Source organism: Pseudomonas sp. Marseille-QA0892 (assembly GCF_054950135.1).
The window spans coordinates 2987693-3013952 of sequence record NZ_CM143104.1 but is presented as its reverse complement, the minus strand read 5'-3'; the positions used below and the strand labels follow the sequence as shown (position 1 = coordinate 3013952).

Sequence of the window (26260 nt, the reverse complement as noted above, 5' to 3'; positions counted from 1 at the left end):
GCTGGGTACGGGCCTGTGTGGCGTCACTGGTGTGCCTGGCTGGTCGTCGCGCCGGTGCGGTTCTGCAATAGCGCTTCGGTAGCCATCTGCAGGTAGGCCTCCAGGCGTTGCTTGAGGGCCGGTTCATCCCCTGCATTCTGGATGCGGGTGCCGCCAGCATTGGCGCCCAGCCGATACTCATAGAGCCGAGGTTCAAGGCCGGGCGGAGCCATGAGCAGACGGTTTCCCGTCACCAGGGCAACCGTCTGGTCGCTGCCCGACGGCTTGATGATGGCCATGCCCGGGTCGCCCTCAGGCAGCGCGAGTAGGTCGCGCCCCCAGCACTGGTGCTGCACGGGCTGGCCAAGGCGGCCCATGATGGTGGGAACGACGTCGACCTGGCTGCCAACCGTGCTGCGCCGGGTGCCGAAGGTTTCCTGCACGCCGGGGCCAATCAGAAGCAGCGGTACGCTGAACCGTGAAAGGTCCATGTCCGTAATGGTTTCGGGATTGCCAAAGCCATGGTCACCCAGGACTACGAACAGCGTGTCCTTGTACCAGGGCTGCTGGCGGGCCTGTGAGAAGAAGCGGCCCAATGCCCAGTCCGCGTAGCGCATGGCGGTGAGGTGCTCATCGAGCGATCCATGGCCGGTCACACGCTCGACGGGCAGGTCCGTCGGCAAGGCGTAGGGCGTGTGGTTGGAAAGGGTTTGCAACAGGGCATAGAAGGGTTTTCCACTCTCGTTCGCTTCACGCAACTCCGTCACGGAGCGGTCGAACATGTCCTGGTCAGACACGCCCCAGGTGGGGTCAATGAACACCGGGTTCACGAAGTCCTCGCGGCCAACGAAGTGCCGCATCCCCTGGTTGCTGAAGAAGCCGGACTGGTTGTCCCACGCGAAGCTGCCGTTGTAGACGTAGCGGTCATCGTAATGGCGGGCGCTAAGCAGCTGCGGCAACCCGGAAAACTGGTGGCTGCCTTCAGGCGTGCGCATCAGGTACTCGAACGATGGCAGGTTGGGGAAACAGGCCATCGTCGCGAACATGCCCTGGTGCGTATGGGTGCCATTCGAGAAAAAGTGATCGAAGAGCAGGCCCTCCTTGGCGAGCGCATCGAAGTTGGGGGTGATCCCGCTGGTGTTGCCCATCGCACCGATGTAGCGTCCGGCCATGCTCTCCATGAGGATGACGACCACGTTGCGGACGCCTGGCAGGTGGCCTTCGGCAGGCGGTGTGTAGCGGCGGCGAACGGGGGCACGGTCTGGGTCGATGAGCCGGTCATTCGGGGTGAGCAGCATCTCCCTGAGCGTCTGCTCGGCAACGTCATTCGGCATCGTCGGCTTGAAGCTTTTGTCGCGGTGGTCCGAGAAGGTGTTCTCTGCCGCGTCGATCAACACGAGCGTGCCGTTGAGCCCGAGGTGGTTGGCGAACATCGAATCGGTCGTGTACGCATCTCCCCAGCGTAGCGGCGGGCCGGAGCGAAGGGTGCCGCGGGCTGTTGCAACGGCCACCAGCAGGCACACCATGAAGACTGCGCCGCGGGCCAAGGGCGTCGGCGGGCTATGGGCGCCAGTGGCTCGGGTCGAGCGTTCGATGCCGAAGAATATGGCGCCCAGCACCAATGTAACGAGCGCCCATGCCAGCAACAGCCGGACGACCGGGAAGCCGTTCCAGATCATGCTCGTGACCGTGCCCAGATCTTCCTGCAGGTACTGGAAGACCAGGCTATTCAAGCGCTGATGAAATTCCCGGTAGAAGTTCAGCTCGGCTACGCCAAGCAGGAGGACGACGCTGGCAGCCAACGTGAGCCAGACGCAGTGCAGGCGCCGGGCTGACATGGCCCGCACGCTCACAAGCGACAACACCAGCGGCGCGCAGATGTAGACGATGAGTCGGAAGTCGAACCGGCCGCCATTGAGAAAGGCTTCGGGCAAGGCGGCTTTCGTTGTAGCGTCGATCAGGTCATGGTTGTATGCCGTCAATGCGACACGAAGCAACATCATCATGGTCAGCAGCACCAGCACACAGAGCGCTGTGAACGTCAGGTGGCTACCGAGGCTGGGTACATAGTGGGAGGCGCCCCCGGAGGTGGGGCGGCGAGGGGTGGTCGGCATGGTTCGAGCGCCTTTGAAATGCGATGACACTTCCATCCGGCGTCCGGAGAGCAACGCCGGCAGGGAAGCGAATGAATGCTTCCTGTCGCGTACGAAGGTCGGCAGCAGGCGCGCAGACCGCACTAGCGCACACGGCGAAGCGCAGCGATCATCACAGTCCTGTCATAAAAAATTCGTCAAAGATTCGTATAGGGAAGGTCATCGCCGGGCGGTGTCATCGCCCATTCGGCGCCGCCCATACGGGTGCTGACACGTCGCGCTGCATGCCGCAGCGCAGCTGTTACGGTTGTGTCCTCGTCGGCCCGAAAGCCCGGGGCGGTGCCGAGAATGGTCATCACACCAGCAATTCTTCCGCTTGCAGAAAACACCGGAGCGGATACGGCATTGACGCCCGGCATGAGCAGGCCGTGTACGGCAGAGAGATGGGTATTGCGTACATGTGCAGCCGAACGCTCGACCGTATCGCGGCTCGGTGCGCCGACCGCCGCACGTTCGACCACAGACAGTGCGCTGGTTTCCGCCTCGGGAAGAAAGGCATGGAAGACCATGCCGGTGGATGAGCCGAGGAGCGGCAGAACGGAGCCGACCTGCGTGACAAGCGTGACGGCCCGCGCTGCCTGCTCTACCTGCACAACGGTCGGACCACGGTTGCCCCAGACGGCAAGAAAGCAGGTCTCATTCAGGGCGTCACGCAACTGCACGAGCTCGGGTCCGGCAATCTTTGCTACATCGAGCGTTCGCAGCGCCGACAATCCGACGAACAATGCGGCCGGGCCCAACGCATAGTGATTGGAAACCGCATCCTGTTCGGCGAAGCCACTTGCGATCAATGACTGCAGATAGCGGTGCACCTTGGCGGGCGCCATGTTCAGGTGTGCTGCCAGCCGGGACAGCGTCGTTGCGGGTGCAAGTTCGGCCAGCGCCTTCAGGATATCCGTGCCTACTTCGGCAGCTTGTACTTTCTGCCGCCGCCCGTTTTCCATTTCCCGTTCCAATGCCGTGCCCCTTCATGCTGAGCGCGGAGTTATAGCTTGACCGAGACCCTGCTTCAATTTACGTTTTGCGTAAAGTCATTACGCTAATTGGGTGGCGTATGGGCGTACAACAAGAACAAGACGCAGTTTCCTATCTGACCGGCTTTGGCAATCACTTCAGCAGTGAAGCAATGGCGGGGGCATTGCCGATCGGCCAGAACTCACCGCAGCGTGTACCGTTCGGGCTCTATGCTGAACAGCTCTCGGGCACGGCCTTCACGGTGCCGCGTGCCGAAATGCGCCGCACCTGGCTGTATCGCTTGCGGCCATCCGCTCGCCATGGTCGCTTCGAACCGCTCGCGGCAGGCTTTGCCGGTCACGAAGCCGGCGAGCCCAACCCGAACCGCCTTCGCTGGGACCCGCTTCCGTTCCCTGGCCAGTCAACGGACTTTCTCGATGGATTGGTGCGCATCGCTGCGACGGGCGAGGCTGGCAGGCCAGAAGGCGTCAGCGTCTATCGATACAGCGTCAACGCTTCGATGAGTCGGTACTTCTACGATGCTGATGGTGAGTTGTTGATCGTGCCTGAACACGGGCGGCTATCACTGTTCACTGAAGTGGGCGTACTGGTGATCGAGCCCCTCGAATTTGCAATCGTCCCGCGCGGCATGAAATTCCGCGTGGATGTACTCGACGGTCGTGCCCGGGGCTATGTTTGCGAAAACCACGGTATGGCATTGCGTCTGCCGGATCTTGGGCCTATCGGCAGCAATGGATTGGCCAACCCACGGGATTTTCTCGCGCCCGTCGCACGCTATGAAGACACCGAAGGGCCCGCCATGCTGGTGCAGAAGTTCCTCGGATCCCTATGGCAAACCGAACTGGATCATTCACCCCTGGATGTCGTGGCGTGGCATGGCAATCATGTCCCGTACAAGTATGACCTGCGGCGTTTCAATACCCTCGGCACGGTCAGCTTCGACCATCCGGATCCGTCGATCTTCACCGTGTTGACTTCGCCGGGTGGGACGGTGGGCATGGCCAATGTGGACTTCGTGATTTTCCCACCGCGCTGGATGGTCGCGGAGCATACGTTCCGGCCGCCGTGGTTCCACCGCAACGTGATGAACGAGTTCATGGGCCTGATCCAGGGCGCCTACGATGCCAAGGCCGGCGGTTTCCTGCCGGGTGGCGCGTCGCTGCATAACTGCATGAGTGCCCACGGCCCTGACCATGCCTCGACGCGCGCTGCGATCGAGGCAGAACTGGCTCCCCACAAGATCGAGAACACCATGGCGTTCATGTTCGAAACTGGCCAGGCGCTACGCCCGACGCATCACGCCATGGCATCCGCCGAGCTGCAATCCGACTACGATGCCTGCTGGGCGGGTCTGACAAAGACGTTCAACGTGGGAGCGGTATGAGCATGCAGTCGATCCCTTTGCGTTCCTGGGTAGGCAGCGCCAATGGTCATAGCGATTTCCCGCTGGAGAATCTGCCGCTGGGCGTGTTCAGTCGGGATGGACTGGCGCCGCGTGGAGGCATTGCGATTGGCGACGCGATTCTCGATTTGCGCGAAGCGGTGGATGCCGGCCTATTTGACGGCGAGGTGCGGGACACGGCCGAGGCGGCGAGTGAAAGCACCCTCAATCGATTCTTCGGTCTGCCGTCAGAGGCGCGCCGGCAATTGCGCCGAGCCGTCCAGGCATTGCTTGCGGAAGATTCACCCAAGCGTACGTTGATGAAGAGCCTTGGCGAGTGGTTGTTGCAGCCAGCCGGGGCCTGCCACCTGCACGTGCCGGCGCGGATTGGCGATTACACCGACTTCTACGTAGGCATCCATCACGCCACTAACGTCGGCCGGCTGTTTCGCCCCGACAATCCGCTGTTGCCGAACTACAAGCACGTGCCTATCGGCTATCACGGACGCGCATCCACGATCAACGCATCGGGTGTTTCGGTGCGGCGGCCGGTTGGTCAGACGTTGCCGGCGGGTAGTGAATCACCGGCCTTTGGCCCCTCGAAGCGCCTGGATTACGAGCTCGAGCTGGGTATCTGGATCGGCCCTGGCAATGCACAGGGGGAGCCCATCGATATCCAGCGAGCCTGGGAGCACGTCGCCGGTTTCTGCCTGCTTAACGACTGGTCGGCCCGGGACATTCAGGCCTGGGAATACCAGCCGCTTGGGCCGTTCTTGTCGAAGAGCTTCGCCAGCACGATTTCGCCCTGGGTCGTGATGCCCGAAGCGCTGGAGCCCTATCGCATGCCGCAGGCTGCGCGACCGCACGATGATCCGGCGCCTCTGGCGTATCTGCTCGACGAAAGGGATCAGGCGAGCGGTGCGTTCGATATTGTCCTCGAGGCGTTCCTGAGCACGGCCGCGATGCGAGACGCGGGCATGGCGCCGCAGCGCATCACGTCGAGTAACACGACGCACATGTACTGGACCGTGGCGCAGATGGTCGCGCATCACACCGTGAATGGCTGCGCGCTGCAGCCGGGCGACCTGTTCGGCTCGGGCACGCTCTCAGGCCCCCGTGCGGAGAGCTACGCCAGCCTGCTGGAGCTGACTGACGGCGGTAAGGCGCCATTGGTGCTGCCGAGTGGTGAAACACGCACCTTCCTGGAGGACGGTGACGAAATCATCCTGAGGGCCCGCTGCGTACGGGAAGGCCTGATCTCGATTGGCTTCGGCGAATGCCGCGCGATCGTGACCGCCGCGCGCGGGCTATGATCAGGTGAGCGCTGGATTTGCCCCAGCAACTCCACGGCAGCAGATGGAGTGACAACAACAATAAGTGCCGGCGTCTCGGCACACGACAGCGGTGGCTCGTCGCATGGATCTCTACACCTATTACCGCTCTTCCGCTGCGTACCGTGTACGCATCGTGCTCGAACTCAAAGGGTTGGCCTGCCGGCATATCCCTGTCCATCTGCTGCGTGATGGTGGTGAGCAGCATGGGGCCGACTACCGCGCTGTGAACCCTCAGGCGCGGATCCCCAGCCTTCGTACGGATGACGGAAACGTGCTTGTCCAGTCGCCCGCCATCATCGAATACCTCGAGGAGCGCTATCCAGCGCCTGCGTTGCTGCCCCGTGATCTTGAAGCGCGTGCCAGGCACCGCGCGGTGGCAGCGATCATTGGCTGCGACATCCATCCAGTGCACAACCTGTCGGTGCTCAATAGGCTCAGGGCGCTGGGGCACGATGAGCAGGCGGTGCTCGATTGGATAAGCCACTGGATGGCCCAGGGCCTCAAGGCCGTCGAGGCCCTGATAGGTGATAAGGGTTTTTGCTTTGAAACGTTGGGTCTGGCGGACGTCTACCTGCTGCCGCAGGTTTACAGCGCCCGGCGATTCGAGGTTGATCTGGCCCCCTATCCACGCATTCGGCGGGTGGAGGCGCTGGCGCTCGAGCTCGATGCGTTCCGCAAGGCCCATCCCGATGTCCAGCCCGATTGCCCGGACGTGAAGGGCGCGGCATGAAAATACTCGGGTTCCAACTTATCCTCGGCGACTTCCTCGCTCGCAGCGTAAGGGGCCGCTCCTGTGCGCCACCCTTGGCCGGCCGTTCGTTTCCACCGTGATACGTCGTTTCGCCATCTGCCAGTCGAGGAGCCAATCATGGCCGACCTGTTTGAAAATCCGATGGGCCTCATGGGGTTCGAATTTATCGAATTCGCATCCCCCACACCCAATACCATCGAACCCGTGCTCGAAAGCATGGGCTTTTCCCACGTGGCCAACCACCGTTCGAAGGATGTCGCCCTGTACCGCCAGGGCGGCATCAACGCGGTCGTGAACCGCGAACACCACAGCCACGCTGCCTACTTCGCCGCCGAGCATGGGCCGTCCGTGTGCAGCATGGCCTTCCGTGTGCGCAATGCGCAGCAGGCCTACAAGCGCGCGCTGGAGCTCGGAGCGCAGCCGGTCGATGTGCCGACCGGGCCCATGGAGCTGCGGCTTCCCGCTATCAAGGGCATCGGCGGGGCCCCGCTGTACCTGATCGATCGCTTCGAGGAGGGAAGCTCCATCTATGACATCGACTTCGTGTACCTGGACGGTGTCGATCGCCATCCGGTGGGCGCCGGCCTGAAGTTGATCGACCACCTCACTCACAATGTCTATCGCGGTCGCATGGCCTATTGGGCGGACTTCTACGAGCGCCTGTTCAACTTCCGGGAAATTCGCTATTTCGACATCAAGGGTGAGTACACCGGGCTGACCTCCAAGGCGATGACCGCACCGGACGGCCTGATCCGAATCCCGCTCAATGAGGAATCATCCAGAGGCTCCGGCCAGATCGAAGAGTTCCTGATGCAGTTCAATGGTGAAGGGATCCAGCACGTGGCGTTCCTGACGGACGACCTGATTGCCACCTGGGACAGGCTCAAGGCCATGGGCACGCCCTTCATGACGGCGCCCCCGGAGACCTACTACCAGATGCTCGAAGAGCGTATACCCAACCATGGTGAGCCGACCGAAGAACTGAGATCACGCGGCATCCTGCTCGATGGCGCCAGCGAGAACGGTGAGCGCCGTTTGCTGCTGCAGATCTTCTCCGGCACGGTCCTGGGGCCCGTGTTCTTCGAGTTCATTCAGCGCAAGGGCGACAGCGGCTTTGGTGAGGGCAACTTCAAGGCCTTGTTCGAATCGATCGAGCGCGACCAGATCCAGCGTGGCGTGCTGAGCACCGCTGAGTAAAACCCGGGGCGGCCGGTCGAGCTGGGCTTGATTGGCCGCGCTGCTGCTCAGTGCCACACTGCCCGCGCCGCTTTGGCAGGCCGTCGAGCACGTCTAGCCGACGCGATTGGTATTGCTGAGCGGGAAGCGGCTACCCAGGCGATAGCGTGAGGACGGATGCAGGAAGCGAACGTACGTCACCGTCTGGCCAGCGAGCCAGGTGCGGCGCATCAGCACGAGGCACGGTTCGAGCGTCTCCATTTCCAATTGCTCGGCTTCCTGGGCAGTGGGAAGCGAGGCGTCGACGATATGTTCCATTTCATCGGCCGGCACGTTGTCGAGCAGGTACTGGGAGGGAAGTAGGTGCTCGTCGAACGACTGGGACAGGAAGTCCGGTACCAGCGCCGGATTGACGTAGCGGTCTTCCAGCTGAACGGGCACGCCTTCTTCCAGGTGGACGCATACCAGGTGAAACACCGAAGCGCCTGTGGCGAGTTGCAGCGCCGATGCGACGGACATCGATGCAGATTCGCGGCTCGCGTGTAGCACGCGGCAACCGTAGGCATGGCCGCGCGCGGCGATTTCGTCGGCGATGTTGGCGATCATCAGCAGGTTGGATTGCGGCTTACGGTCCGCCACGAAGGTGCCGACGCCTGAAACGCGTACCAGTCGGCCTTCGTCGGTCAGCTCGCGCAGCGCGCGATTGACCGTCATCCGCGACATGCCGAGTTCGGCAACAAGTCGGTTCTCGGAGGGGATAAGGTCGCCCGGCTTCCATTCGCCCTGTTGCAGCTTACCCAGTACGAAGCGCTTGGCCTGGCGGTAGCGGGCTTCCGGGGCGGTCGGTGTCCGGTCCATGGCCGCTTACCGGCCGAGTATGTCGAAGGCTTCGCGGAGTGCGGCAAGGAACAGGTCATTGTCCTCGCGCGTGCCGACCGAGACACGCAGACAGGTCGTATAGCCCGGCTCGCGCCAGGGTTTGACGATAACGCCGCGTGCCAGCAGTGCTTCGTTCACGGCTTCTGCTTCGAACGGCGTGGCGAAGAAGAGGAAATTGCCGAGCGAAGGCGCAGGCGCCAGGGCCATAGCGCGCAACGCCGCGTCCATACGGGCGCGTTCGGTCACGACATGGTCGAGGCCTTTCTGCAGATGTGCCTCATCCGCGAGTGCAGCCACCGCAGCCGCCTGGGCGCAGCGATTCACGTTGAACGGTGTACGTAGCCGGTCGATGAGATCAGCCAACAGGGGGTCGCTGACGATCCCGTAACCGACGCGCAGACCGGCCAGCGAATACGCCTTCGACAAGGTGCGCAACAGGATGTACGGGCGGTTCCAGGCCTCCAGCATGGCCAGGCAATCCGGATAGTCCGGCGCGTCCTTGGCGTACTCGTAGTAGGCCTCGTCGAATATGAGCAGCGTCTGCTCAGGGATGGCTTCAAGAATGCGTTGCAGCTCGGCGGCTGTCAGTGCGCTGCCGACCGGGTTGGAGGGGCAGGCGAACATCAACAGTCGTGTGCGTGGGCCCAAGGCATCAATCAGCGCATCGACGTCGACTCGCAGGTCTGCAGCCATGGGTACGCCGATCACTTCCGCGCCGGCCGCCTGTGGGTAAAGGATGTGCAGGCCGAAGGAGGGCAGGACGGTCACCACCTGATCGCCATGGTCGAGAAAGACGCGGGAGATGATCCCGAGCAGATCTTCCGAGCCGTTCCCGAACACCAATCGCCGTGGGTCGACCGCAAATTTATTGGCCAGCGCCTGACGCAGGCTTGCGCAGGTCGGATCGGGGTACAGGCCCACCTCGGAGGCTTCGCGCGCGATGGCCTCGACGACGGCAGGCGAGGGGCCGAACGGGTTTTCGTTGCTGCCGAGCTTGGCGATACGGTCCACCCCATAGCGGGCGCGGACGGCCTCGATGGACAGGCCGGCGTTGTAACTGGACAGGCTGCGTACTTCGCGGCGGGCGAAGGCCAGCAGCGTACGGGAATCGCTCATAGGGTGGTGTCCTTCAGGTCCTGCCAGAACGCGTTACGGTCGAGGTAGTTCTGTAGAAATTGCTGCAGGCGAGGGTGTTCGGTGTCGTGGAAGATCGCGCGCGGCGACCCCTTGGCGACAATCTGACCTTGATCGAGGAACGCCACGGTGTCGGCTACCTGTGCGGCAAAGCCCATCTCGTGGGTTACGACGACCATGGTCATGCCATCCGCGGCAAGCTGTTTCATGACCTGCAGGACCTCGCCCACCAGTTCGGGGTCGAGTGCTGACGTCGGTTCGTCGAAGAGCATCAGGCTCGGTTCCATTGCCAGCGCACGGGCAATCGCCACGCGCTGCTGCTGGCCACCGGACAGTTGCGCCGGAAATGCGTCGGCCTTGTGTGCCAGCCCGACCTTGTCCAGCATGGCCATGCCGCGCCGCCTGGCTTCGTCGCTTGACAGGCCCTTCACCCGCAGCAGTGCTTCGGTGACATTGCCCAGTGCGCTCATGTGCGGCCACAGGTTGAACTGTTGGAAGACCATGCCGAGGCAGCTGCGGACTTCGTTCAGACGGGCACGGCTTGCACGTTTGCGGGGCGAGGTGGACTGCCAGCCAAGCAGTTGCCCCTGAATGTGGATCTCGCCTTCGTCGTACTGCTCCAGAAACGCCATGCTGCGCAGCAGTGTGCTCTTGCCGGAGCCCGAGGGGCCGATCAGGCAAACCACTTCGGATCGTTGTACGTCCAGGTCAATACCCTTCAGCACCTGATTGGTGCCAAATCGCTTGCCGACGCCACGCAGGCTGAGAATGGGAGATGCATCTGTCATGTTGAATTCCTCAGTGACCCGGCTGGCGGAGCAGGAAGCGCCCCACGCGCCGTTCCAGCCACAGGCCGAGGCGAGCGCTGAGTTCGATCAGGATCAAATAGCCGGCGCAAAGCACCAGCAGGGTTTCCACGAAGGCGAAGGTTTCCGAGCCGATGCCGGTCAAGACCATCGTCAGCTCTGGAATGGTGATGATGGACAGCACTGCTGTTTCCTTGCACAGGATGGTGATCATGTTCACAAGTGCCGGCAGAATGATCACGAGCATTTGCGGCAGTTGTACACGCCAGATGCATTGCCAGCGGCTGATGCCCAGGCACTCGGCGGCTTCGAGATGGCCCTTGGGCACCGACTCGAAGCCGCCCCTGAAGATTTCGGCAAAGTAGACGCTGCCATAGACGCCGAGACCGACGATGCCGGCTGTGATGGGCTCCAGCGAGAGGCCGAGTTCCGGCGCCCCGTAGTAAAGAAGGAACAGCAGTACGAGGAACGGCGTCCCTCGAATGAGCTCGATGAACACACGCAGTGCGACACGAAGCGCGCGCGTGCCGAACACCTGCATCACGGCGATGGCCAGGCCAAGAACGAGGCCGATGACGACGCCAGCAAACCACGTCTGGAAGGTGACCAGCAGCCCATGGCCGATGACGTCCAGTCGGTCGGTGATGATGGACGGATCGAGCGTCATGCGGACCTCCCGAGGCGACGCTCAAGCAGGGTGCCGCATGCCGCGAGCGGAATGTTGATCGCGCAATAGAACAGCGCAAGTACCAGGTACGTCTGCAGGAACAGGTAATTGCTGGCAGCGAGGTTTTGCGCCACGCGGGTCAGGTCCGCCAGGCCGACGACAGACACCAGCGACGACGCCTTGATCAGAAGGATCATTTCATTGATGAGCGCGGGCAACGTTAGGCGAATGGCTTGCGGCACCTTGATACGAATCAATGTCTGCCAGGGTGACAGCCCAAGGATGTTGGCGGCCTCCATCTGCCCTAGCGGTATGGCGAGAAAGCCGCCCCGGAAGATTTCTGCAATGTAGGCGCCGGCCGCGAGCGACAGCCCGATGATGGCGGCGCCAATCGGCGGAATGTTGGGCAGTCCGATTCGAGGCAGCAGGTAGTAGATGAAGAGCAGTTGCACCAGCAGGGGCACGCCGCGGAAAACGAAGATGTAGGCGCCACCCAGACGGCGCAGCAGCGGTTGCGGTGAAAGGCGAAGGCTTGCCACGGCAATGCCGATGACGAAGCCGATGGCAAGGCCTGCCAGCGACGTCTGCAACGTAATCAGCAGCGCCTCAGCCAGGAGCGGCAGGCTTTCCAGGAGGGTGGGCCAATCGAACATCGAATGAATCATTCCTGTGATATCGCGGTATGGGTGGCCGCGATCGTGTCGTGCGGGCAGGCCCGCCTAAAGCGTTGAGCGTTGCCGCACGGGCTGCGCATCGGGTGGAGGCGATCAGGCGCCCCCACAATCAGATCCAGGCGCTGCGTCGGCGTGAGCGCAACGCCCTGAGACCGGTATTACCAGCTCGGCTCGAAGTCACCTTCCGGCACTTCCATCTCCGCGCCCAGCCATTTCTTCTGGATGTCAGCGAGACGACCGTCGGCCTTGATCTTCTTGATGGAAGCGTCGATGGCGTCCAGCAACGCTGCAGCATCATCATCCTTCCGGCCCACGTAGGCGAAGTAGGACTTGTTGCCGAACGGCGGCTGTACGACCTTGAATACGTTGGACCGTTGGGCCGCGACGTAGGAAATATTCGGCAGCGAGTTGGCGACCGCCTGGATGCGGCCCGCCGCGAGGTCAGCGTACGCCTGATTGTTGTCGACGTATTCGCGGATCGTGATCGGCTCCGGCAGGGTTGCGGCGAAGGTCTTCAGCTCAGCCAGCTGGGCCGAGCCCTTGCCCGCACCGATGGTCTTGCCGGCGATGTCCTCGGGCTTGGCAATCTCGTCCTTGCGAGCGCTTGCAAGCAGGGCAACGGTGGCTTCGGAGATTGGCGAGACAAAGCGATAGCGTTCCTTGCGTGCCTTGGTCACGATGATCGGGCCGCCGACCACGTCGAAATTCCGCGCTTCCAGTCCGGGAAAAACGCTCGGCCAGGGCAGGTCGATGAAGCGGACGCTGACGCCCAGCTCCTTGCCGATTTCTTCGAACAGGTCCTTGTTGAGCCCGGTCTGCTTGCCACCTTCGAGGAAATCGAATGGCGCGAACTGCAGCTCGGTACCGACGACCAGTACCCCGGCCTTCTTCACGTCGGCGAGCTGATCGGCGTGGACGGCGAACGAGGATACCGACAGCAGGGTGGCGGCGCAGACGCCAGCGAGTGTCCTGGCCAACAGGCTTCGACGAATCATGTAAGGCTCCTTGAAGTTGAGTGACGCTGACACGAAGCAGGTAGCGTGCCATGCGGTCTGTACAGGTCTGTCAGGTCGTGGTCGCGCGCGCGTGCCGCTTCGGCTCGTACCCGTGGTGTAGATCCCGACGCCCCAAGCGCCGATCATCATTGAACGGCGCACGAAAACAGGGCGCGTATGGTGCCGCAAATTGCGCTCGCTTCGTAGTCGGAATGTATCGATTCCGACGCGCGAAGTTACGCGAGCACCTTTCCAGGGTTCAGGATGCCGTTGGGATCGAAGGCGGCCTTGAGCTGTGTCATGGCTGCCCGCGCCTCCGGTGTGACCGAATGATGCAGGTACGGTTTCTTCAATGTGCCGATCCCGTGCTCCGCCGAAACCGACCCGTTGAGCTCGCCTACGACACTGAAAACGGTCTCTTCGATTTCATGGGGATCAGCGCCAGGCACCGACTTCAGGTCGATGCTCAGGTGCAGGTTGCTGTCGCCAATGTGGCCGAAATACAGGCCCCGATTACCTGGCCAGCGGGCTTCGATGCGGGTGCGGCAGCGTTCGACGCAGGTCCCGATGTCCGCAATCGGCACGCTGACGTCGAAGTTCAGCGGCTGGATGCGTGTCGGAAATTCAGCTGTGGCTTCCCGGATTTTCCAGAGCGCCCGTGCCTGGGACTGGGAACTGGCCAGAATGGCATCGACCACTTCGCCTGCTTCCATCGCGGCTTCCATAACGCCTTCGAGCGCTTCCGCCGGGACATCGAGGTCACACAGTGCGTATAGCGGGTGGGTGTCGTCGAGCGGCGCGACCGGGTTGTCCAGCCAGGACACACCCGCGCGGTAGAAGTCCTGCCACATGACTTCGTACGCCTGCGGGGTTCCAAGGTTGCGCTGAATGCGGCGCAGCATGGCGACTGCGCTTGCGTAGTCGGGCAGGGCGCAAAGCAGTGTCGATACCGGGCCTGGCGGCGGCGCCAGCTTCACGACCGCCCGGGTGATTACCCCAAGTGTGCCTTCGCAGCCGATGAAGCACTGTTTGAGGTCATAGCCGGTGTTGTTCTTCTGCATTTTGTTCATCAGGTCCAGCACGCGACCGTCGGCGAGCACCACTTCCAGACCCAGTACCAGATCTCGTGCCATGCCATATCGAATCACGGCGTTGCCGCCTGCATTGGTCGCGATATTGCCGCCGATCTGGCAGGAACCCCTGGCGCCCAGATCCAGCGGAAACAGCAGGCCTGCTTCGGCAGCTGCCTGCTGCACCTGCTCGAGTGTGGTGCCTGCCCGGACGGTGAGCGTCATCGCGGCCGGGTCGATTTCTTCGATCCCATGTATGCGTTCGACGGAAAGCGCGATGTCCTGCGGCCGAGGCGTTCCGCCACCGGCGAGCCCGGTCATGCCGCCTTGCGGCACGACGCTTTGACCATGCGCATTGCAGATCCGCAATGCGGCGGCCACGGCTTCGGTATCGCGAGGCAGGAGCAGCGCGGCGGGGCAGGCAGGATTGTGGTAGGTCCAGTCGCTGTGGTGGCGTGGGCTGATCGCCTCGCCGGTCAGTACGGCGTCATCGCCAATGGCTGTGCGGAGTTCAGCGAGCAATGTATCGAGCGTGGTCATGTAAGCGAGCCTTCGGGAAAGGGGTTCTGGCCCTGGCGATAGAGCCACGTTTCGTCGAGCGCATCGAGGCCGGTGCAGCCCAGCAGGTTGAGAGCGAGCTTCAGTTCCGTCGCGAGCATGTCGAGGGCATGACCCGCGCCGGCCTCGCCGCCGACTGCGACGCCGTACAGCGTCGCGCGGCCCAGCAGCACGGCATCTGCACCCAGCGCACAGGCTTTGAGAATGTCCGTGCCGCGCCGGATGCCACTGTCGAACAGGATGGTCATGCGCCCTTTCACGGCTGCTGCCACCGCGGGCAGCACATCGATACTGGCGGGGGAGCCATCGAGCTGTCGGCCACCGTGGTTCGTTACGACGATGCCATCCAGGCCGAGTGTCAGCGCACGCTCGGCGTCGGCCGGGTGAAGCACGCCCTTCAGGATGAGGTTGCCTTTCCATCGGTCGCGCAGGCGGGCGAGGTAGTCCCAATCAAGCCCGGTATCCATCTGTTGTGCGATGAAATGCGCCGCGCCCGCGGCATTTCGCGAGTCTGGTGGCAGGTAGGGGTCAAGGTTACCCATGCTGGGCATGCCGTCTGGCCAAAGCGTCTGGCGCATCCAGCGCGGATGGCGCAGGACGTCGAACTTGTTCCGCAGGGTCAGTTTCTGCGGCTTGATGAAGTTGCGCTTGTCCCATTCACGATTGCCGAGCAGCACGGCGTCCGTTGTCAGCAGAAGCGTGTTCACCCCCAGCGCTTCAGCTCGGCTGAGCAGGCCTTCCTGTGTGGCGGCGTCGCGAAGGCAGTAAAGCTGGAACCAGAGATCGCCACCTGGAATGGCGGAGGCCACGCGCTCCATGGAGCCGGACGAGACCGTGCTGAGGGCAATGGGCAGCCCACGGGAGGCCGCCGCACGCGCCAGATGAATATCCGCGTCGCGCCACAATACGCCGTTGTAGCCAGTCGGGCCGATCAGCATGGGCAGCGGCAGTGTCTTGCCGAAGACTGTGGTGCGGGTGTCCGGTGCGCTGCAGGGCACAAGCGTCTTCGAGCGCAAGCCGATCTCGGCGAACCCTTCGCGGTTGCGGCGCAGGGTGATTTCTTCTTCAGCGCCACCGGCGACGTACTCCCAGGCGAAATGAGGGACGCGACGGCGGGCGAGTTCGGCAAGCTCAGGGATGCTGCGGGTTCGGCGAAAGTCGGTACCGGTGTAGTAGCGGCGCATAACGTGTCCGGAGAGGCAGGTCGGATCGAGTGCGCCGGGGCGGGCAGCGTGCCGTCTGGCTCATCGAGCCGATGTGAAGCGTACGGACTGCGCCTCCCGCCCTCGGCGACGGGAGGTCGGGGAGCTTATCACTCGTAGAGCGATTCGACAGGCAACCAGCGCGTGAAGGCACCGGTTTCGACCCATGCCCGTGCACAGGCGATATCCGGCGCGAAATAACGGTCCTGCTCATAGAAGGGTACCTGCTCGCGCACCATGGCGATGACATCCTGAAGGGTCGGAGTTGTCTTGAGGGGGGCATGGAACTCCACACCTTGAGCCGCCGCCAGAACTTCAATCGCCACGACCGCACCGCTGTTGCCGGCCATGTCGAGCAGGCGCCGCGCAGCGAAGGTGGCCATCGAAACGTGGTCTTCCTGGTTGGCCGAGGTGGGGAGGCTATCGATCGAGGCCGGGTGAGCGAGGGTCTTGTTTTCCGAGGCCAGCGCAGCACTGGTGACCTGAGCGATCATGAAGCCTGAATTCAAGCCACCTTCGGTCACGAGAAAAGCCGGAAGCCCCGAGAGCGCAGGGTCGACCAGTTGGGCAATGCGCCGTTCGGACAGCGCACCTATTTCGGAAATGGCCAGGGCCAAGACGTCTGCGGCCATCGCCACCGGCTCGGCGTGGAAGTTGCCGCCCGAGAGCACATCGCCGTCCGCGGAAAACACCAACGGGTTATCCGAAACCGCGTTGGCTTCACGCAGGAACACGCCGGCGGCGAAGCGCAGGTGATCCAGGCACGCGCCCATGACCTGGGGCTGACAGCGCAGGGAGTAGGGGTCCTGCACGCGGGTGCAATGAATGTGTGACTGGTGGATGTCGCTCTCTTCGAGCAGCGAACGATAGAACGCTGCAACAGCAATCTGACCGGGCTGACCGCGTACGGCCTGGATCCTCGCATCGAATGGTGTGTACGAGCCCTTGAGTGCCTCGACGGTCAGGCTGCCTGCCACAACCGCTGCGCTGAACAGGCGTTCGGCAGCGAACAATCCTCGCAAGGCGAGGGCTGTTGAGACCTGCGTCCCATTGATAAGCGCAAGCCCTTCCTTTGGTCCGAGCGTCAGCGGCTCCAGCCCCGCCAGTCTGAGCCCCTCGACCGCCGGCAGTTCGCGCCCTTCATGGCGGACATTACCCACCCCGATGAGCACGGCCGACATGTGCGCGAGCGGCGCGAGATCACCCGAGGCGCCTACTGAACCTTGAGACGGAATGCAGGGATAGACCCCGGCGTTGTAGAGACTCACCAGGCTGTCGACGATGATCCGTCGCACGCCCGAGAAACCCCGTGCCAGCGAGGCGATCTTCAGTGCCATGATCAGGCCGACGGTCTGGTCGTCCAGCAGCGGGCCGGTGCCTGTGCAGTGGGAGAGCAACAAATTGCGCTGCAGTGCGGCGAGCGATTCGCTTGGGATTGACGTACGCGCCAGCAGGCCAAAGCCGGTATTGATGCCGTAGACCGTGCGCGCACTGGCGATGATCTCGCTGACGGTCCGGGTGCTTGCGTCGATATCGCTATAGCAGCTGGGGTCCAGCGCGATACGCGACGGCGCGTGGAACAGCGTGCGCAGTTCATCCAGCGTCAGTTGGCCAGGGTGTAAGACGAGATCAGGTGTCATGGCGGTGTCCTAGGTGCGAGGTGCTTATGCCTGTATATACAGGTTGCAGCGATGATGAACCAGTCCGGTGGAGTGAGGAAGTGCCAATTCGCTTGTTGAAGTTATAGAAGCGACAGTGCACCACGCTGCTTTCACTGCGCCCTGTTGGGGCGCCCATTGTTCGATTCCGCACGCTGCAGCAGCTAGGGCCAGCGAGGTGAGCGTAGCGCGGTCGCGGGTTGGCGCATGGTGAGATGATTCCTATGCCCCGTGGAGATCGCTGCGGTCGCGACTATCCTTGAGGTGTACACCGCTATCCCGCATAGGGCGGCTTGAGCATTGCCATGCCTTGTTGCTTCAGGAATGATCGTTTGTCCTCGCAAGACGGCACGCAACGTGTTTGCTTGTATATACCTGTTCATTCTGCGTGGCTATTTTTGGCCTCGCGTCTCAGGAGTCGACATGACCCTTTCACTTCCGCTCGTTGATATGACGGGCGTACGCGAGCGAGATCCCGACAGCACCCGGCGCGCGGGCCTTGCGATCCGCGAGGCCTGCGAGACGGTCGGCTTCTTCTATATCGTGAATCACGGCACGCCCCAAGCGGTCATCGATAACGCCATGGCGGCAGCGCGCAGGTTTTTCGCCTACCCCCACGAGACGAAGCGGCAGGTCGCCGTGAACAACCGGCACCGGGGCTTCCACAGCCTGGGCGGCGCCTTGATGTACGAAGCCACCAAACCGGACCACAAGGAGTTCTTCAGCATCGGGCTTGAGCTCGCCGAGGATGATCCAGCCGTACTCGCCGGCGAAGCGCTGCGGGGTCCAAACCAGTGGCCGGCCTTCATGCCCGGACTTCAGGCCGATTTGTATACCTATTACCAGGCAATCGGAGAAACCGGCGCCGACCTGCTACGAGCGGTCGCCGTCGGGCTGGAGCTGGACGAGCACTTCTTCGTAGGCAAGTACCAAAAGCCGCTGCAGCGCACCCAGATGGTCTATTACCCGCCGCACCCGCCCCAGGCCGAAGCCGACCTGTTCGGGGTTGCGCCACACACCGATTACGGCTGTATCACGCTGCTTCATCAGGACGACAGCGGGGGCTTGCAGGTACGTGCGCTGGATACCAATGACTGGATCGACGCAACGCCCATTCCGGGTAGCCTCGTCATCAACGTAGGCGACCTTCTGGGGCGATGGTCGAACGACCGATTCCGCTCGACCCTTCACCGCGTCGTTAATCGATCCGGACACGAGCGCTATTCGATTGCCACGTTTTATGACCCAACCTACAACGCAATCGTGGACCCGCGGGAGCTCGGCGTCGCCGACGTTGACTGTGCCTATGCGCCCGTGTCCGCGGGCGACTACATCCTGGGGCGTATCGACGCGTCCATGTCATATCGCAAGAAGGCCGCTGGTTGAATCCAGCGGCGAGTCCTGCTTGGAACGGGTAAAGACTGGGACGACATAGGCGTCCAGTGCCCAGGCACCAGGCAGGCTATCCACGACGACATATCTCTGCTTAACTTGTACATACAAGTCCGTACATGTCCGCTTCCGGGAGATCCTCATGTCGTCGTCCACGCGTTTTCGTGACACCGTCATCCGCGCGCCAAGGGGTACGCAGCTCAGCGCCAAGAGCTGGCTGACCGAAGCGCCATTGCGCATGTTGATGAACAACCTCGATCCCGAGGTGGCCGAGAATCCGAACGAGCTGGTGGTCTATGGCGGGATCGGGCGCGCAGCGCGAGATTGGGCGTGTTTCGAAGCAATCGTATCGGCCTTGGAGGCGCTGGAAGGTGACGAGACGCTGCTTGTCCAGTCGGGCAAGCCCGTCGGCGTATTCAAAACACACAGCAACGCACCTCGGGTACTCATCGCCAACTCCAATCTGGTCCCGCATTGGGCGGATTGGGAGCACTTCAATGAGCTCGATGCAAAGGGCCTGATGATGTACGGGCAGATGACAGCGGGCTCGTGGATCTACATCGGCAGCCAGGGAATCGTGCAGGGCACCTACGAAACCTTCGTCGAGGCAGGCCGCCAGCATTACGACGGCAACCTCAAGGGGCGCTGGGTACTGACGGCGGGCCTCGGTGGCATGGGTGGCGCGCAGCCGCTGGCAGCGAGCCTGGCGGGTGCCTCGTCACTGACCATCGAATGCCAGCAGAGCCGCATCGATTTTCGCCTCAAGACGCGTTATGTGGACGAACAAGCGACTGATCTGGACGACGCGCTGGCCCGTATCGAGCGATACACGGCGGACGGACGCGCAGTCTCGATCGCGCTGCATGGCAATGCGGCGGAAATCCTGCCGGAGCTGGTGAAGCGGGGCGTGCGCCCGGACATGGTCACCGACCAAACCAGTGCACACGACCCACTCAATGGATACCTCCCAGTCGGCTGGCGCTGGGACGAATACCGTGCACGTGCCCAGAGCGAACCAGCCGCTGTCGTAAGGGCGGCCAAACAGTCCATCGCCCGTCATGTCGAAGCGATGCTGGCCTTCAAACGAATGGGCGTGCCGACCTTCGATTACGGTAACAACATCCGCCAGATGGCCAAGGACGAGGGGATCACGGACGCTTTCGACTTTCCCGGCTTCGTACCCGCCTATATTCGCCCGCTCTTCTGCCGCGGCGTTGGACCGTTCCGTTGGGCGGCGCTCTCCGGCGATCCCGAGGATATCTACCGCACCGACGCGAAGGTGAAGGCGCTCATCCCGGACGATTCTCACCTGCACAATTGGCTGGACATGGCACGCGAGCGTATTGCCTTCCAGGGGCTACCGGCACGCATCTGCTGGGTTGGGCTGGGCGAACGCGCCAAACTCGGCCTGGCATTCAACGAAATGGTCCGTTCCGGCGAGCTGAAGGCCCCCGTCGTGATCGGGCGTGACCACCTGGACTCCGGCTCGGTCGCCAGCCCCAACAGGGAAACCGAAGGCATGAGGGACGGCTCGGACGCGGTTTCGGACTGGCCTTTGCTGAATGCACTGTTGAACACGGCAAGCGGCGCAACCTGGGTGTCGCTGCACCATGGCGGCGGTGTCGGGATGGGATTCTCGCAGCATGCCGGAATGGTCATCGTGTGCGACGGGACTGATGAGGCGGCTGAGCGTATCGCGCGCGTGTTGCACAACGATCCCGCGACGGGTGTCATGCGTCATGCCGATGCCGGCTATGAAATCGCCGTCGACTGTGCAAAGGAGCAGGGCCTGAACCTGCCGATGATTACGCGTTGATTCACGCGTCACAGGGCTCGCCAACGTCGGCCCTACGCACAGGAAAAGCGATGTAACCGATGGGCCTGGCCATCCCGGCTGAGCAGCGTATGGTTGAAACAGTATTGCCCGGCGTGGTCGGTTGACCGGTGGCGTACGAACGGCGGCTACGACTGCCGGAAAGAACGCCATGCCGTCGGCTCTATACGACAAGCGCATACGCGGCGATTGGGTGGGGCAGGCCGACCTGCCGACGAGCGAAGGTGAACATATGAAGTGTCTTTGGCAGCACTGCCATGTTGCGACCCTGGTAGGCGCGCACTATTCAATCATCGAGGATGCCGCCATCGTGACCGAAGGGCCTCTTATCGCCTGGATCGGCCCTCGACGCGAATGCCCCGCGGTGGACGTCGATGCGTCTCATGACTTGCAGGGCTGCTGGGTCACGCCCGGACTGATCGACTGCCACACCCATGCCATCTTTGGTGGTGATCGCAGCGGCGAATTCGAACAGCGGCTTCAGGGTGTCAGTTACAGCGAGATCGCCAAGGCAGGCGGCGGCATTGCCAGTACCGTTCGTGCGACTCGTGAGGCGAGCGAGCAGCAATTGTTCGACGGGGCGCGCAAGCGGATCGCGAGCCTGCTCCGCGAAGGCGTTACAACAATTGAAATCAAATCGGGCTACGGCCTGAATTTCGAAAACGAAGCCAAGATGCTGCGGGCGGCGCGTCGACTGGGTGAAGTGCTACCGGTTACCGTCCGTACGACGTGTTTGGCTGCGCACGCGCTGCCGCCGGAGTTCACGGGGCAGCCGGACGCGTACATTGATCATGTATGCCGCGAGATTCTGCCCGCGCTTGCGGAGCAGGGCCTGGTTGATGCAGTCGACGCCTTCTGTGAAAACATAGCGTTCAGCACCGAGCAGGTGGCCCGTGTATTCGATGCGGCCAAGGCGCTCGGCCTGCCGGTCAAGCTGCACGCCGAGCAGTTGTCGTCACAGGGCGGTGCTACGTTGGCTGCGGGGTACAAGGCGTTATCCGCCGACCATCTCGAATACATGACTGTCGAGGATGTTGCAGCGATGGCGGCTGCAGGCACCGTAGCCGTGCTGCTCCCCGGTGCGTTCTATCTGCTTCGCGAGACCCGACTGCCGCCTGTCCAGGCGTTGCGCGACCATGGCGTTCCGATGGCGGTCGCGAGCGACCTCAATCCCGGCACGTCGCCGGCGTTGTCGCTGCGCCTGATGATGAACATGGCCTGCACCCTGTTCCGTCTCACCCCGGAGGAGGCACTGGCCGGCGTGACGATTCACGCTGCTCAAGCCCTGGGGATGCAGGACTCCCACGGTACATTGGAGGTCGGTAAGGCGGCGGACTTCATAGCCTGGGACATTGCCCGGCCCGCAGAGCTTTCGTACTGGCTCGGTGGAGACCTTCCCAAACGCATCATTCGTCATGGCGAGGAGGTGACCTATGGATGACGTGCTCGACTTTCAACGTGGGCAGATTCCACTTCTCATCAGCATGCCCCATCCGGGCACCCGGCTCACGCCCGGTGTTGAACAGGGGTTGGTGGAAGAGGCGCGCGAGCTGGCCGATACCGATTGGCATATTCCCACGCTATACGCGTTCGCGAAGGCGTTGGGCGCGAGCATGCTGGAGGCCCGATATTCGCGGTATGTGATCGACCTCAACCGGCCGTCCGACGATACGCCGCTCTACAGCGGCAACACGACCGGGCTGTATCCCGACGTCCTGTTCACCGGTCGGCCGCTATTCCAGTCTGGCGCGACCCCTACGGACGAGGAACGTCGGCGCTACCTCGAAGAGATCTGGCGGCCCTACCACGCGTGCATCGCGGACGAGCTTGAGCGCATGAAAGCCGAGTTTGGCTACGCGATGCTCTTTGATGCGCACTCCATCCAGTCCGTATTGCCCCATCTGTTCGAGGGCCAGCTCCCCGACTTCAACCTCGGCACTAACGCGGGTGCGGCCTGCGATCCGGAATTGGCCAACCGTCTGGTCCAAGTCTGCGCGCGCTACCCGCAATACAGCCACGTCCTGAATGGGCGGTTCAAGGGTGGCCATATCACCCGGCACTACGGCCGGCCGGATGCCGACATCCATGCGTTCCAGCTGGAGCTCGTGCAGAAGAACTACATGGATGAATTCGCGCCCTTCGCCTACCGGCCGGACCTGGCCGAACCGACGCAGCAGGTGCTACGCGAGATGCTCGAAGCGATGATCGCTTGGGGCAAGGAACGGTACGGCAAATAGCTGACACCCGGCGCCGATACGCTCCAGCGAGCAGCGGCGTTGCCGAGCACTGGCTCGTGCGGGCTAAGGCGCCGACGCACCATGCTCAGTTCATGCTCGGCAGCTGAATGCGGGGTAGCGTCACCCATTGCAGCTGCCGCCAGTCCGGCGACGTCCCGGCAGGGCAGGCCCGTTGATGACGAAATGGTTGGTGGTCGCGAGTCAGTGTGACTTGCTGTAGATGCTGGCATGCCAGTAGTCACGCAGGATGAGCATCCGCGGGCCGCGCCAGCCATGTTTGCGAAGATGCCAGGCGATCAGGATGTTCATGATTCCATGGCCCATGAGGAGCACGGTGTCGTGCGTTTCGGCAAGCTCCATCAGCTTGCGAGCGGCCACTTTTGCACGGGCGTTCGATTTTGAAATGCTTTCGGTATTGGCTGAAAACCCTAGGAACCATCCCGCTCGGAACAGGATTCGCCACACCTTTGGTGGCAACTTCGGCCAGCCCCAATTCGTGTAGGGCAGGTGAGCTTCGGCAAAGACCTCATCGCTGCCGCATGAGTCGGTACCCGGCAGACACTCGGCTGACTGGATGCAGCGCGATAACGAGCTGGTGATCACGACCTTGGCATTAGTGCTGGCGTCCGCCAGCTGCTTGCCGGCTTCACACGGCAGGACATCGGCCTTGTTGTATTGCTCGACGTAGGCCTTCATGTCGCGCGGCGTGCACCAGGTGTCATAGTCGTGGTCCGGTTTGCCGTGGCGAACAAGGGTGATCTGCATGGTGGCCATCTTTGGGAGTCGATGCGCATGAGAGCGGAGCGGCGAAGTAAAAGTGCCTTCTTGGGCGGAAAGACAGCGATGGCGCGATGGTTGGATGGTCGGCGAGGGTGAAGGCGTTCCAGCCGAGTCTCATCGGCCGGAACGCAGTGCCATCAGGCGCCCATGTCCATGGTTGCCGGATCAGGGCCCAGCCGGCCGGCATCCGGGATCTGTTCGATGCCGGTCAGGTCCAGCTTGTCGAGTTCGAAGTCGAAGACATCGATATTGGCCGCGATGCGCTCCGGATTCTTCGATCGCGGTATGACGATGTGCCCCTGCTGCAGGTGCCAGCGAATGATGACCTGCGCGGTCGTCTTGTCGTGCTTGGTTGCGATCTGCTTGAGCGTCGGATCGTCCAGCAACTTTCCGCCCTGGCCGAGTGGGCTCCAGGATTCGATAGCAATTTGCTTGTCGTGACAGAACTTGACCATCTCGCGCTGCTGGAAATCAGGGTGAAGCTCGATCTGGTTGACCGAAGGGACGGCGCCTGTCTCGGCGATGATTCGGTCCAGGTGATCGGCATTGAAGTTCGATACTCCGATCGAGCGGATGCGGCCCTCTTCCTTCAGGCGCACGAACGCTTTCCAGGTGTCGACGTAGGCGTTCTTCTTCGGTGTGGCCCAGTGAATGAGGTAAAGGTCCAGTGTCTCGAGGCCGAGGCGCTTCATGCTCTCGTCGAACGCGCGCAGGGTCGTGTCATAGCCCTGGTCTGCATTCCACAGCTTGGTGGTAATGAAGATATCTTCGCGCGACAGACCGCTGTCGGCCACCGCGCGGCCGACGCCCGCTTCGTTCTCGTAGATCATGGCGGTATCGATGTGTCGGTAGCCCGCTTCCAGCGCCGCCTTCGAGGACACGTAGGCTTGATCATCCGTGAGCTGCCAGACGCCGAGCCCCAGTTGGGGAATGCGAACACCATCGTTCAGTGTGATGAGTGGCGCGTGTGGCATGGCGAGTCTCCTCTTGATGAGTGGACTACAGTCGACCTGCACCGTCATGGAATCGTTTCACGAGGTGATGTGCAGGAGGGCGAGGCGGCTCCCGCAGCAGCCTCGCTGACCTGTTCCGCCTTACGGCATGACGGGCGGGGTATACGCCAAGGTGGTACCGAGCGCCCAGAGCAGGAAGAGCACGATAGGCGCGTGGACCAGCAGCTGCACGAAGGTGAAGCCGATCAGATCACGTGCCTTCAGGCCCAGCACACCGAGCAGCGGCAGCATGTAGAAGGGGTTGATGAGGTTAGGCAGCGCTTCGGCAGCGTTGTAGATCTGCACCGACCAGCCAAGGTGGTACTGGAGCTCGTTGGCCACCTGCATCACGTAAGGCGCTTCGATGATCCACTTGCCGCCACCCGATGGGATGAAGAAGCCAAGAACGGCCGAGTAGACGCCCATCAACACCGCGTACGTGTCATGCGAGGCGAGCTGCACGAAGAAGTGCGAGATCACATGAGCAAGGCTATCGCCGCCGCTGCCGTTCACCTGCGTCATCAGCGCGGCAATCGAGCCGTAGAGGGGGAACTGGATAAGGACGCCTGTGGTGGTTGGCACGGCACGCGCGACAGCATCGAGGAAGTAGCGGGGCCGCCAGTGGAGGAGAGCGCCTACCATGATGAACAGGAAGTTATAGGTGTTCAGGCCGGAGATCGCGAGGATCGCAGGCTTGGTGCTGAACTCATTGATAAGCCAACCCGCTGCAAGGAGTGCCAGGAGGATAATCAGCAGCGGGCTGTATTCCAGCCATTCGCCGGGACGGGTTCGCTGTGGCTTCTGGTCCGCGACGAAGCTCACGTCGACGTTGCAGTCCTTCGCCGTACGGGCCGCGTCTGCACTTGGCGCGGTCAGGTAGGCAACCACCACGGAAATCACTAGCAGGACCAGCAACATCACGCCGGATTGCCAGAGAAAGATCGTCTCGGTGAACGGAATGACACCGGTAATGGCCAGGATTGAGGGGGGCAGGCTGCCGGGGTTGGCCTGCAGCTGTGCAGCGGAGGACGAGATGCCCAACGCCCAGACTGCGCCAAGCCCCAAATAGGCCGCAGCGCCAGCGGCGCGATAGTCCATCGTCAGGTCGGTGCGCCGAGCGAGCGAACGCACCAGCAGCCCACCGAAAACCAGCGAAAGCCCCCAGTTGAGTAGCGACGCCAGCATGGAAATCGTGGCGACCCAGGCCACGGCGGAACGGCCGTTTTTCGGAACCCGGGCGAGCAGATCGATCAGTTTTGCCGCGGGGCCTGAGCTTGCGACCACGTAGCCACCGATCACGACGAAGGCCATTTGCATGGTGAAGGGGATGAGGCTCCAGAAGCCGTCGCCGAATGCCTTGGCCGCATCGGTGGGTGCGGCGCCCATCGACAGCACGGCTAGCGTGACAATCATTACGGCGGCGACCGCGAAGACCCAGGAATCGGGGAACCAGCGCTCGGCCCAGTTCGAGCAGCGCAGGGCGAAGCGGGCGTACCCGGTTTCGGTAGATGAACTCATGGTGAAGCTCCTGTTGTTCTTATTGGCTTTGTGAGCCGAAGCAATTTTAGAGAGGCGGTGCGAATTCGATACGCCCTGACGACGGATGCCCGGAAGAGTCCGGGCATCGAAGGGG

The 26260-nt window shown here is 62.4% G+C and carries 22 protein-coding genes; 8 read left to right on the top strand and 14 right to left on the bottom strand.

Translation table 11 applies throughout. The features are described 5' to 3' along the window. Positions 1 to 23 precede the first annotated feature (23 nt). Together ACY8D3_RS14035 and ACY8D3_RS14030 are read right to left on the bottom strand one after the other, a co-directional pair. Complete coding sequence (locus ACY8D3_RS14035) at positions 24 to 2093, bottom strand: LTA synthase family protein (protein WP_462379383.1); 2070 nt, start codon at positions 2091 to 2093, stop codon at positions 24 to 26. 176 nt (positions 2094 to 2269) lie between these two features. After that, positions 2270 to 3076, bottom strand: coding sequence for an IclR family transcriptional regulator (locus tag ACY8D3_RS14030; RefSeq protein WP_462379382.1), 807 nt, complete (start codon positions 3074 to 3076; stop codon positions 2270 to 2272). 110 nt (positions 3077 to 3186) lie between these two features. On the opposite strand from ACY8D3_RS14030, the gene hmgA reads away from it, so the two are divergent. The 4 genes from hmgA (at position 3187) to hppD (ending at position 7770) form a co-directional block, all read left to right on the top strand. Continuing rightward, the gene (gene hmgA, locus ACY8D3_RS14025) at positions 3187 to 4491 is read left to right on the top strand and encodes a homogentisate 1,2-dioxygenase (RefSeq protein ID WP_462379381.1); all 1305 of its coding nucleotides are present in this window, start codon (positions 3187 to 3189) and stop codon (positions 4489 to 4491) included. Continuing rightward, the gene (fahA, locus tag ACY8D3_RS14020) at positions 4488 to 5801 is read left to right on the top strand and encodes a fumarylacetoacetase (RefSeq protein ID WP_462379380.1); all 1314 of its coding nucleotides are present in this window, start codon (positions 4488 to 4490) and stop codon (positions 5799 to 5801) included. The genes hmgA and fahA overlap by 4 nt, the downstream gene beginning before the upstream one ends. A 103-nt stretch (positions 5802 to 5904) precedes the next feature. After that, positions 5905 to 6552 carry a maleylacetoacetate isomerase gene (gene maiA, locus ACY8D3_RS14015; protein WP_462379379.1) on the top strand — a complete coding sequence of 216 codons (648 nt, stop codon included), beginning with the start codon at positions 5905 to 5907 and terminating at the stop codon, positions 6550 to 6552. Between the two features lie 138 nt (positions 6553 to 6690). Next, the gene (gene hppD / locus ACY8D3_RS14010; protein ID WP_462379378.1) at positions 6691 to 7770 is read left to right on the top strand and encodes a 4-hydroxyphenylpyruvate dioxygenase; all 1080 of its coding nucleotides are present in this window, start codon (positions 6691 to 6693) and stop codon (positions 7768 to 7770) included. A gap of 93 nt (positions 7771 to 7863) precedes the next feature. Here the strand turns inward: hppD and hutC are convergent, their stop codons facing one another. The 9 genes from hutC to hutH all read right to left on the bottom strand — a co-directional run bounded on the left by hutC (position 7864) and on the right by hutH (position 17374). After that, positions 7864 to 8607: a histidine utilization repressor gene (gene hutC / locus ACY8D3_RS14005; RefSeq protein ID WP_462379377.1), complete on the bottom strand. Its 744-nt coding sequence runs from the start codon at positions 8605 to 8607 to the stop codon at positions 7864 to 7866. A gap of 6 nt (positions 8608 to 8613) precedes the next feature. Then, positions 8614 to 9744, bottom strand: coding sequence for a histidinol-phosphate transaminase (gene hisC / locus ACY8D3_RS14000; protein WP_462379376.1), 1131 nt, complete (start codon positions 9742 to 9744; stop codon positions 8614 to 8616). Next, a complete protein-coding gene (locus tag ACY8D3_RS13995; protein WP_462379375.1) occupies positions 9741 to 10550 on the bottom strand; it encodes an amino acid ABC transporter ATP-binding protein in 810 nt (269 codons plus the stop codon). Before ACY8D3_RS13995 ends, hisC begins: the two co-directional genes overlap by 4 nt. A gap of 10 nt (positions 10551 to 10560) precedes the next feature. Beyond that, positions 10561 to 11235 (bottom strand): amino acid ABC transporter permease, encoded by a 675-nt coding sequence (locus ACY8D3_RS13990; protein ID WP_462379374.1) that lies wholly within the window; start codon positions 11233 to 11235, stop codon positions 10561 to 10563. Further along, the gene (locus tag ACY8D3_RS13985; RefSeq protein ID WP_462379373.1) at positions 11232 to 11888 is read right to left on the bottom strand and encodes an amino acid ABC transporter permease; all 657 of its coding nucleotides are present in this window, start codon (positions 11886 to 11888) and stop codon (positions 11232 to 11234) included. Before ACY8D3_RS13985 ends, ACY8D3_RS13990 begins: the two co-directional genes overlap by 4 nt. A gap of 179 nt (positions 11889 to 12067) precedes the next feature. After that, positions 12068 to 12904 (bottom strand): transporter substrate-binding domain-containing protein, encoded by an 837-nt coding sequence (locus tag ACY8D3_RS13980; protein WP_462379372.1) that lies wholly within the window; start codon positions 12902 to 12904, stop codon positions 12068 to 12070. 236 nt (positions 12905 to 13140) lie between these two features. Further along, entirely contained in the window at positions 13141 to 14514 is a 1374-nt protein-coding gene (locus tag ACY8D3_RS13975) for an FAD-binding oxidoreductase (RefSeq protein ID WP_462379371.1), read from the bottom strand. Then, complete coding sequence (locus tag ACY8D3_RS13970; protein WP_462379370.1) at positions 14511 to 15716, bottom strand: alpha-hydroxy acid oxidase; 1206 nt, start codon at positions 15714 to 15716, stop codon at positions 14511 to 14513. Before ACY8D3_RS13970 ends, ACY8D3_RS13975 begins: the two co-directional genes overlap by 4 nt. Positions 15717 to 15844: 128 nt before the next feature. Beyond that, positions 15845 to 17374 carry a histidine ammonia-lyase gene (hutH, locus tag ACY8D3_RS13965; RefSeq protein WP_462379369.1) on the bottom strand — a complete coding sequence of 510 codons (1530 nt, stop codon included), beginning with the start codon at positions 17372 to 17374 and terminating at the stop codon, positions 15845 to 15847. Positions 17375 to 17815: 441 nt separating this feature from the next. Here hutH and ACY8D3_RS13960 point away from each other — a divergent pair, with 441 nt between their 5' ends. The 4 genes from ACY8D3_RS13960 (at position 17816) to hutG (ending at position 22855) form a co-directional block, all read left to right on the top strand. Then, entirely contained in the window at positions 17816 to 18778 is a 963-nt protein-coding gene (locus ACY8D3_RS13960) for an isopenicillin N synthase family dioxygenase (RefSeq protein WP_462379368.1), read from the top strand. 148 nt (positions 18779 to 18926) lie between these two features. Continuing rightward, entirely contained in the window at positions 18927 to 20600 is a 1674-nt protein-coding gene (gene hutU / locus ACY8D3_RS13955; protein ID WP_462379367.1) for a urocanate hydratase, read from the top strand. A 250-nt stretch (positions 20601 to 20850) separates the two neighbouring features. Further along, positions 20851 to 22059, top strand: coding sequence for an imidazolonepropionase (gene hutI, locus ACY8D3_RS13950; RefSeq protein ID WP_462384384.1), 1209 nt, complete (start codon positions 20851 to 20853; stop codon positions 22057 to 22059). Further along, positions 22052 to 22855, top strand: coding sequence for an N-formylglutamate deformylase (hutG, locus tag ACY8D3_RS13945; protein ID WP_462379366.1), 804 nt, complete (start codon positions 22052 to 22054; stop codon positions 22853 to 22855). Before hutI ends, hutG begins: the two co-directional genes overlap by 8 nt. 201 nt (positions 22856 to 23056) lie before the next feature. Here the strand turns inward: hutG and ACY8D3_RS13940 are convergent, their stop codons facing one another. From ACY8D3_RS13940 to ACY8D3_RS13930, 3 genes are all read right to left on the bottom strand, one after another. Next, a complete protein-coding gene (locus tag ACY8D3_RS13940; protein WP_462379365.1) occupies positions 23057 to 23620 on the bottom strand; it encodes a histidine phosphatase family protein in 564 nt (187 codons plus the stop codon). A 152-nt stretch (positions 23621 to 23772) separates the two neighbouring features. Beyond that, positions 23773 to 24609: an aldo/keto reductase gene (locus ACY8D3_RS13935; RefSeq protein WP_462379363.1), complete on the bottom strand. Its 837-nt coding sequence runs from the start codon at positions 24607 to 24609 to the stop codon at positions 23773 to 23775. A gap of 120 nt (positions 24610 to 24729) precedes the next feature. Beyond that, the gene (locus ACY8D3_RS13930) at positions 24730 to 26145 is read right to left on the bottom strand and encodes a short-chain fatty acid transporter (RefSeq protein ID WP_462379361.1); all 1416 of its coding nucleotides are present in this window, start codon (positions 26143 to 26145) and stop codon (positions 24730 to 24732) included. Positions 26146 to 26260: the final 115 nt, after the last annotated feature.

Coding starts and splice junctions, on each gene's coding strand:
- ACY8D3_RS14035 (WP_462379383.1), bottom strand. CDS start 2,093: ATGCCGACCACCCCTCGCCGCCCCACCTCCGGGGGCGCCTCCCACTAT.
- ACY8D3_RS14030 (WP_462379382.1), bottom strand. CDS start 3,076: ATGGAAAACGGGCGGCGGCAGAAAGTACAAGCTGCCGAAGTAGGCACG.
- hmgA (WP_462379381.1), top strand. CDS start 3,187: ATGGGCGTACAACAAGAACAAGACGCAGTTTCCTATCTGACCGGCTTT.
- fahA (WP_462379380.1), top strand. CDS start 4,488: ATGAGCATGCAGTCGATCCCTTTGCGTTCCTGGGTAGGCAGCGCCAAT.
- maiA (WP_462379379.1), top strand. CDS start 5,905: ATGGATCTCTACACCTATTACCGCTCTTCCGCTGCGTACCGTGTACGC.
- hppD (WP_462379378.1), top strand. CDS start 6,691: ATGGCCGACCTGTTTGAAAATCCGATGGGCCTCATGGGGTTCGAATTT.
- hutC (WP_462379377.1), bottom strand. CDS start 8,607: ATGGACCGGACACCGACCGCCCCGGAAGCCCGCTACCGCCAGGCCAAG.
- hisC (WP_462379376.1), bottom strand. CDS start 9,744: ATGAGCGATTCCCGTACGCTGCTGGCCTTCGCCCGCCGCGAAGTACGC.
- ACY8D3_RS13995 (WP_462379375.1), bottom strand. CDS start 10,550: ATGACAGATGCATCTCCCATTCTCAGCCTGCGTGGCGTCGGCAAGCGA.
- ACY8D3_RS13990 (WP_462379374.1), bottom strand. CDS start 11,235: ATGACGCTCGATCCGTCCATCATCACCGACCGACTGGACGTCATCGGC.
- ACY8D3_RS13985 (WP_462379373.1), bottom strand. CDS start 11,888: ATGTTCGATTGGCCCACCCTCCTGGAAAGCCTGCCGCTCCTGGCTGAG.
- ACY8D3_RS13980 (WP_462379372.1), bottom strand. CDS start 12,904: ATGATTCGTCGAAGCCTGTTGGCCAGGACACTCGCTGGCGTCTGCGCC.
- ACY8D3_RS13975 (WP_462379371.1), bottom strand. CDS start 14,514: ATGACCACGCTCGATACATTGCTCGCTGAACTCCGCACAGCCATTGGC.
- ACY8D3_RS13970 (WP_462379370.1), bottom strand. CDS start 15,716: ATGCGCCGCTACTACACCGGTACCGACTTTCGCCGAACCCGCAGCATC.
- hutH (WP_462379369.1), bottom strand. CDS start 17,374: ATGACACCTGATCTCGTCTTACACCCTGGCCAACTGACGCTGGATGAA.
- ACY8D3_RS13960 (WP_462379368.1), top strand. CDS start 17,816: ATGACCCTTTCACTTCCGCTCGTTGATATGACGGGCGTACGCGAGCGA.
- hutU (WP_462379367.1), top strand. CDS start 18,927: ATGTCGTCGTCCACGCGTTTTCGTGACACCGTCATCCGCGCGCCAAGG.
- hutI (WP_462384384.1), top strand. CDS start 20,851: ATGAAGTGTCTTTGGCAGCACTGCCATGTTGCGACCCTGGTAGGCGCG.
- hutG (WP_462379366.1), top strand. CDS start 22,052: ATGGATGACGTGCTCGACTTTCAACGTGGGCAGATTCCACTTCTCATC.
- ACY8D3_RS13940 (WP_462379365.1), bottom strand. CDS start 23,620: ATGCAGATCACCCTTGTTCGCCACGGCAAACCGGACCACGACTATGAC.
- ACY8D3_RS13935 (WP_462379363.1), bottom strand. CDS start 24,609: ATGCCACACGCGCCACTCATCACACTGAACGATGGTGTTCGCATTCCC.
- ACY8D3_RS13930 (WP_462379361.1), bottom strand. CDS start 26,145: ATGAGTTCATCTACCGAAACCGGGTACGCCCGCTTCGCCCTGCGCTGC.